Origin of the sequence: Sodalis sp. (in: enterobacteria), from assembly GCF_047607725.1 — a bacterium.
In the GTDB taxonomy this organism is placed as follows: Bacteria; Pseudomonadota; Gammaproteobacteria; order Enterobacterales; family Enterobacteriaceae; genus JBLKSS01.
The window spans coordinates 1-7,176 of record NZ_JBLKSS010000190.1; the positions used below are offsets into that span (position 1 = coordinate 1).

At 55.3% G+C, this 7,176-nt stretch carries 4 protein-coding genes and 1 pseudogene; all 5 read right to left on the minus strand.

Translation table 11 applies throughout. From position 1 onward, the window contains the following. Positions 1–140: 140 nt before the first annotated feature. A pseudogene (locus tag ACMX3H_RS15660) lies at positions 141–581 on the minus strand (NAD(P)-binding domain-containing protein); the annotation flags it as partial. A gap of 121 nt (positions 582–702) precedes the next feature. Then, positions 703–1,827 (minus strand): glycosyltransferase family 4 protein, encoded by a 1,125-nt coding sequence (locus ACMX3H_RS15665; protein WP_415211485.1) that lies wholly within the window; start codon positions 1,825–1,827, stop codon positions 703–705. 8 nt (positions 1,828–1,835) lie between these two features. Continuing rightward, entirely contained in the window at positions 1,836–2,972 is a 1,137-nt protein-coding gene (locus tag ACMX3H_RS15670) for a glycosyltransferase family 4 protein (protein ID WP_415211486.1), read from the minus strand. Positions 2,973–3,068: 96 nt separating this feature from the next. Next, positions 3,069–5,042, minus strand: a complete 1,974-nt coding sequence (locus ACMX3H_RS15675; RefSeq protein WP_415211487.1) for a glycosyltransferase family 4 protein — start codon at positions 5,040–5,042, stop codon at positions 3,069–3,071. 5 nt (positions 5,043–5,047) lie between these two features. After that, a complete protein-coding gene (locus ACMX3H_RS15680; protein WP_415211488.1) occupies positions 5,048–7,015 on the minus strand; it encodes a methyltransferase domain-containing protein in 1,968 nt (655 codons plus the stop codon). Positions 7,016–7,176: the final 161 nt, after the last annotated feature.

Consider the following 7,176-nt stretch of genomic DNA (forward strand, 5'->3'; position numbering starts at 1 on the left):
TCACTCAAACCGGGATGGAAATAAAAGTTATTAAAATCAATATAATGTGAAAATGCAATGAGCATAAGCGTGTAACGTAGGTTTACTGTCTCATACAACAAACCCACCAATAATTCAAGACGTCCTCCACGGGGCGCTTACTGTTTCTGTCCGCCCGGCATAATCGACGGCCCTTTCAGCGCGCCCTCTTCACCACCGGAAACGCCGGTGCCGATAAAGTTGAACCCCTCCTCCGACAGCTCGCGATTGCGGCGGATGGTGTCTTTATAGAAGGTGTTGCCACCATCGATGAGGATGTCACCCTTCTCTAAAAACGGTTTCAACGATTCAATGGTTTTATCGGTGCCTTCACCGGCTTTGACCATCAACAGAATACGCCGTGGTTTCTCAAGCGAATTGACAAATTCCTCCACGCTATAATAGGGCACCAGCTTTTTCCCCGGGTTTTCAGCGATCACTTCATCGGTCTTTTCGCGCGACCGGTTAAAAATGGATACGCTGTAACCGCGGCTTTCAGTGTTAAGCGCCAGGTTGCGCCCCATGACCGCCATACCGACGACGCCTATCTGTTGTGTGGACATTAAGCAACTCCTGTAGTAAGGATGATCCCCTGCCGCCGCCGCGCGGCGGACAGATCTATATGTATATTATATGTTAACCTAAGCAAGTGTCTCGCGGGTAGTGATTGGTGCGATAGGAACGCTATCCTTTGTCGTGGCCCGCCAGCTCGCGGTAGATATCAGCATAGCTACTGACCATGCGCGTTGAGGTAAATAAGGTGTTGAAACGTTCGCGCGCCTGTTCGCCATAGCGCCGCGCCTGGGCGGGATCCTGCCAAAGCTGACGCATTGCATCGGCCAGCTCCGCCGGCGACGCCGGCGGCACCACCAGGCCGGTTTGCCGATGGACATTGACATAGGTGGTGCCGGTACCGATTTCACAGCTAATGAGCGGCTTGCCGTACATCGCCCCCTCCAAGAGCGTAATGCCAAACGCCTCGGACCGTAAATGGGACGGGAATACCACGCTATAGCAACTCTCCAGCAATGCCGCTTTGTCCACGTCCGGTAAGGCGCCGAGGAAATGGATATTTTTCAGCCCCAATTCGGTGCTGCGTTTTTTCAGCTCCGCCTCCATCGGCCCCACGCCAATCAATACAATGGGGTAAGGCGCGCTGCGCGCCGCTTCGACCAGCGTATGTAATCCTTTGTAATAGCGAAACGCGCCGATGAACAGAAAAAAACGCTCGCCGAACCGGTTGCGCCACTGCGCCTCCCGCGCCTTGTCTTCCGGTGGATAGGACGCGCGATCGAGACCAAAGGGGATCACCGACACTTTGGCCAGGTAGCGCTGAAAAATTGGGCTGGTGGCGACATAATTCGGCGACGAGGCGACAATACGATCGACATCGCCGAGAAAATGGCGCATCAGAGGCGTATACATCCGCAGGATGAATTTTTGTTTCACAATATCCGAATGGTAGGTGACCACGGTCGGTTTGGTATTCGCCGCCAAAAAATGCACCATATCCATGAAAGGATAGGGAAAATGGAAATGGACCACATCGGCTTCGGCCGCCAGTTGGCGAAAGCGCGCGATAGCGCCAAATGAAAACGGCGTCGAGGCAAATTCAAAATTGACGGCGCTGTAGGCGGTATGATGCTGCCCCAGCGGCTTAGGTTCGCAGTGACCGCGCGGGCTCAGCGCCAGCACGGTGGAATCGATACCGTACGCGGGTGCGCCTTCGCACAGCTGAAAAATTACCTGCTCAATGCCGCCGTAAGAGTCGGGATAGTAGGTTTTATAAAAATGTAAGACTTTCAGCATAGACCACATTAAACCTTAAGATAAGCTTTAATCGTATCCTGAGCGCAGCGCTGCCAGGAGAACATTTGCGCACGCGCCAGACCGGTGTCCACGGCCTCAGCACGCCACGCCTCGTCTTGCAACCCCCGCGCGATCCCCGCGCTTAAGGCGTCGACATCCCACGGATCGCAGGTTAACGCCGCATCATTCGCCACCTCCGGCAGCGATGCGGCGTTGGAGCATACCACCGGCACGCCCGACGCCATGGCTTCCAATACCGGTAAGCCGAATCCCTCATACAATGAAGGAAACACAAATAAGCGGGCGGCGGCAAATAAAATCGGCAGTTCCTCTTGCGCCACATACCCCAGATAGTTAACCGACCCTTCGCTGCTGCCGCGTTCAAAGCGCTGATGCTCAGCGCCGCTGCCCCAGCCTTTATAACCGCTTATCACCAGCGGATAACGCTGCCGCAGCGTTAGCGGAAGCTGCTCATAGGCACTGAGCAGCACCGGTAGATTTTTGCGTGGCTCAATGGTGCCGGTAAATAAGGTATAACCACGATATCCTATTCCCAACTGCGCCAGGAGCGGCGCCACCGCATCCTCGACGCGCGGGTAAAACGACGTGCCGCAGGCCAAGGGCGTAACATCAATTTTTTCGATCGGATAATTAAAATACGCCGCCAATTCATTTTTGGAGAAATCGGAGACGGTAAGCACCCGGCTGGCGCGACGCAGACTGGAGAGCATGGCTGTACGTAAATACCTCACCCGCTCCGGCGGGTGGTATTCAGGACAGGTAAAGATAGAAATATCATGGAAAGTGGTGAGCGAACGCGGCATGCCCACCGGCAGATAATAGTTCGGGCTGTGGTAAATGTAATCGCGATAATCGCGCAGCGCATACCCCTGGCATAACGGAAACGCCAGCCGGTACATTTCTATCAACGCGCTACGTCGTTGCAGCCATTGTTTCCAAGGTCGGGGAGGTAAAGCCGGCGCATGTGGATAGTCCGGCAGGGAGGTATGAACTCGCAGACGGTTAAAAAACTGCAGATTCTCCACTTCCGGCAGACGCTCTAGCTGGTGCACAAGCTCCAATGCATAACGGCCAATCCCGGTTAACGGGTATTTTATCGCATCGGTAGCAAACATTATCTTCATGCGTGGGATCCTAATCCTGAAGGCGATCGGCGCGGGGCTGGCTCCGTTGGCCAAGCAATCGTTTTAACAGCCGCACCTGCCGTCGTGCGCTCGCACCTATTTCTTCGGGGCGGCAAGCTGTAACCGAGCAATTAACTGATGGATTTCGTCTCCGGCGGCGGGTAGAGCGTCGGCCTCCAGACTGTCAATCTGAAGCGTCGTGTTAAGGGCAATCTCGTTCGCCCATTGCGCCTTACGGCGCTGCAGTTCCGCCGCGATGGCGCCTGAAGAGCAAAGAATACTGTCGGCATAGCGGAACATCGCGCGTAGCCCGGCCCCCTCCGGCGGGCACGCCTCTTGCGGGGCCGCAAGCAACGCCGCGGCAAACGCGTCATCGGGAAGCCAGAACACCACTTGCGTTCCTGCCCTGATGAGAGCATCCAGCTCCGCCTGCTGCCTGGCGCTCACATGATCCTGTGGTTCGGCCACCAGCAGCACATCCTGCTGGGTGAAAAGGACCGGCACATCTTGCGCACGGGCGGGAGCAAGGCGGCCGTCCGGGTTGACCACGGCATAACGATAGCCGCTATTGTGCAAGCAGTAGACGACGTGTACCGAGTAATCCGACGGTTCTGCCGCCAGCAACGTCGTTATCAGCCGGCGTGTACGGGCTGCTGCTGCCGTATCGCCCTGCGCCATCAGCGTGGTGGCATCAACCCATAGCCGTGGCGTTTGCTCACTGAAGGCATTCTGCGCCAGCGCCCAGGCTACGCCCAAGCGGTCGGTCTCTTGGTTCAGCGTTACCTTTTCCGCTAGACGGCGGATGGCTTCGGCGGTGAATTGCCTGGTGTCCGCCGCCGACGGCACCTGGCTCGTCATTATCCGTTCAAATCCTGCCAGTGCCAGGTGGGCGGTGCGATCCCAGGAAAATTTTGCCGCCTGCGTCAGGGCATGGTCTTGCAACCGCTGATAAAAATCCTCATCCTCTAGCGCACGTAACATGCTATCGCGCATGGCTTGAATACTCGTCGGGTCAAACATCGCCTCTGACCAACCAATTACTTCCGGCAAGCTGGTCGCATTCGACGAAAGCGTAGGCGCGCCGCAGCTCATCGCCTCCAGCGGCGGTAAACCAAAACCTTCATGGAGAGAAGGAAAAATAAACAGCTTACAAAGGTTGTACAGAGTGATTAAATCACTGTCGGGCAAATAACCGGTAAACAACACCTGTTCGGACGTCAGCCCGCATTTCGCGCACAGCCGCTGAATTTGAGCCAGTTCGGCCGGACGGATTTTGCAGGCCAGTACCATTGGGCAGTCATTACGCAACGTTTCAGGTAATTGACTATAGGCTTCAATCAGCGCCTCAATATTTTTGCGCGGCTCGATCATCGCCAACGTCATCATAAACGTGTCCGGCAAGTGATAACGCTGGCGGAAAGCCTGCTTTTGCTCTGGCGTAAGCGAAAGGACGCGAAACTCCGGCTCTACGGCGGAGGAGATATTGATTACCCGCGACGGATCGATAGCGGTATATTTTTTCACCTCCTCAGCCGCCGAGGCGGAAATGGCGAAAATCGCGTCGGCGCGTTCATATTCATGCAGCTTATTGGTATAGAATTGGCGGAAATTGATATCAGCCAGATAGGTTTCTGGATTCAATAGCGGGATCAAATCGTGACAGACGCAAACCGTGCGCCATTTAACCGGGTAGTCTGGGATCGATACGATATATTCATCCACATGCCCCTCAAAAAAACTGATGACGAATACCACATCAGGATTGATATGGGCAATAGCGACATCGCGGCTAATATGCGCGGCGCGGTTACGTTCAGCGTTAGCGGCATCGCAGGCCGCCACCGGACCCTGCGCGGAAAAGGTATAAATTTCATTGGCCGGCAACACATCTTGATACGCCTGACGCACTTCGCGGATATTATCCAGAGAGAACATGCCATTGAGCAGAATACTTACCCGATGCTCGCCGGCATTGCGGATGATGGCTCGGCTCATCGCCAGCGTGCTACGGCCGATACCGCGATATTTACTTGCCGACTGCAGACCCTGGACGTCAATAAGAATATGCACTGATGTTACCCTTTATTTTTCAGCTGCTGATAAATATTTCGCACCTCTTCAGGCACGCTGTCCATCTCGTTCAATTGCGCCGATAACCGCGCGCGTTGGGCATCGTGTGTTGCCTGCTGCATCCCTTCCTCTACGGAATGAGAGAGTGGAAATAAACGCTGAAAAAGTTGCCGCGCCTGCGGGTAGTATCCGCTTTTATGTAGGGTATTGATGACCCAAGATTTCAGTGCCGGACGCTGGTGAATCTGCGTGTAACACGCTCGCAGCACCCGTTTGGCGGCATGGCGGGCGCGGCCTTTGACACCATGTTGGCGTAGCAAATGGTACTGCAAACCCGCATAGCGATAAGGGGCCATCAAACGCCAGGATCGGCTGCTCAAAACGGCCGCCAGCCGATCGTCGCTGTCCCGATGGCGCTCAAGCTGCTCGGCCATTTGCTGTTCGAGCATCTCGGTACGGCGTAACAGGTCTTCAAAAGGGGCGCCAAGATTGCTGCTTGGCGGCGACGACACGCTTTCACCAGGCAGATGATGCACATGCAGTTGCAGTTGTTGTAGACCCGATTCCATGGCCGCGACCCAGCGCTCCATTCCAGTCTCGTTCTCTGCACAGGCCGGCAACTGTTCGCGTTGCATAAATAGCGCCTGCAGCTTGGCGAAGGTTAAGGTCTGCGCCGGCTGACGCCAGGCGGCAAACAACCAGCGACGAAAGGGCTCCGGCACATTGAACGGGCTAAGGGCAAAGGGGCGAAGCAGGTCGAGTTTTGTCGCTGGCGGATTGAACAGTTCGTTGACAAAAATAGACCAGGACTGAAAAAGATCGTATGGCCAGACACAATCGGTTTTTTCGGCGCCAATCGAGCCGTAATCGATGAGCCGCACCTCGCCTTCCTGATTGATAAGGACATTCCAACTGCGCAAGTCGTCATGATAAAGACCGGCCTGTTCCAAAAGCGTCAGTTGCTCCAGCAGGTCGCCGATGATACGCGCCTTATCCAGCGCGTCTTCGCGCAATAACCGGTCCCACAGTAATTCTCCCTCTAGCCGTTCCGTTATCAGCCATCCCTCGCTGTCGCTTATGCCATGCCCGAGCAAAGCCGGCGCAACGAAGCCCGACGGCGGGGCGCTAAGAAAGGCGCATTCGCGCCGCAGTTCGGCCTGATTGCGTTGGTTCTCCGCCTCCAGCAGGCTACCGTCCGTCAGGTTGAAATTGATAACCTTAGAAAAATAGTTTTTGCCAAAATAGTAGCGGCGGCTGCCGTGGTGGGCCCCCTGGGCCTCGGTATAAGGCGCATCACGCCACTGCTCGATTACGTCACAATGTCCATCAAGCAGCAGCCAATGATGACTGACCACGTACAGCGGGCGATAAATAGCGGAGAGATGCGTATTGAAACGCGCGATTTCGTGAAAGAAAGCACAGTCGCGCAGCAATTCCCGTGGATCCGCCGGCTGGGAAGGCCCCCAATATAACGGTTCCCCGCGTAGCGCTAGCTCCAGGATCATGGCTTCGGTGCAGGAAGCGAGACGGGCCAGCCAGCGCTGCGTCCGCTCCACGCCGTGAAGATGAACGATGTGGTGGAACACGCTCAGGCCGATAGCCAGATCATATTGACCGGGCTCCAGCGCATCGATGACCTCCTCAATTCGGCCGGTGGCGAAAGAGGCGTCCAATTGCGGGTTTTCATCGGCAAGCGCGCGGCACACCGCGATATTTTGCTCCTGGAAATCCACGCCTTTCACGGTGGCGCCGCGCTCGGCCAGGCTCAAACAAAAGAAACCCTGGGCACAGCCCAGATCCAGCACCCGCAAAGGTCGGCCAAGCTTCGCTGCCGATTGATCATAGATGGCGCCAAGGGTATCAATGCGATCATAACAGTCCCGCGACGCCGCCTGCGCCCATTCCGGATGCCCATAAATGGTCTGATACACCTCAGGCAGTTCCGCCACTAACTGCTGCACATTTTTACTCATTGCTTTCACATAGCCTTTTTATGGTAAGCGCCCCGTGGAGGACGTCTTGAATTATTGGTGGGTTTGTTGTATGAGACAGTAAACCTACGTTACACGCTTATGCTCATTGCATTTTCACATTATATTGATTTTAATAACTTTTATTTCCATCCCGGTTTGAG

What these genes read in the sequence shown, in the direction of transcription:
- ACMX3H_RS15665 (WP_415211485.1), bottom strand. Translation starts at nt 1,827, where the DNA reads ATGCTGAAAGTCTTACATTTTTATAAAACCTACTATCCCGACTCTTAC.
- ACMX3H_RS15670 (WP_415211486.1), bottom strand. Translation starts at nt 2,972, where the DNA reads ATGAAGATAATGTTTGCTACCGATGCGATAAAATACCCGTTAACCGGG.
- ACMX3H_RS15680 (WP_415211488.1), bottom strand. Translation starts at nt 7,015, where the DNA reads ATGAGTAAAAATGTGCAGCAGTTAGTGGCGGAACTGCCTGAGGTGTAT.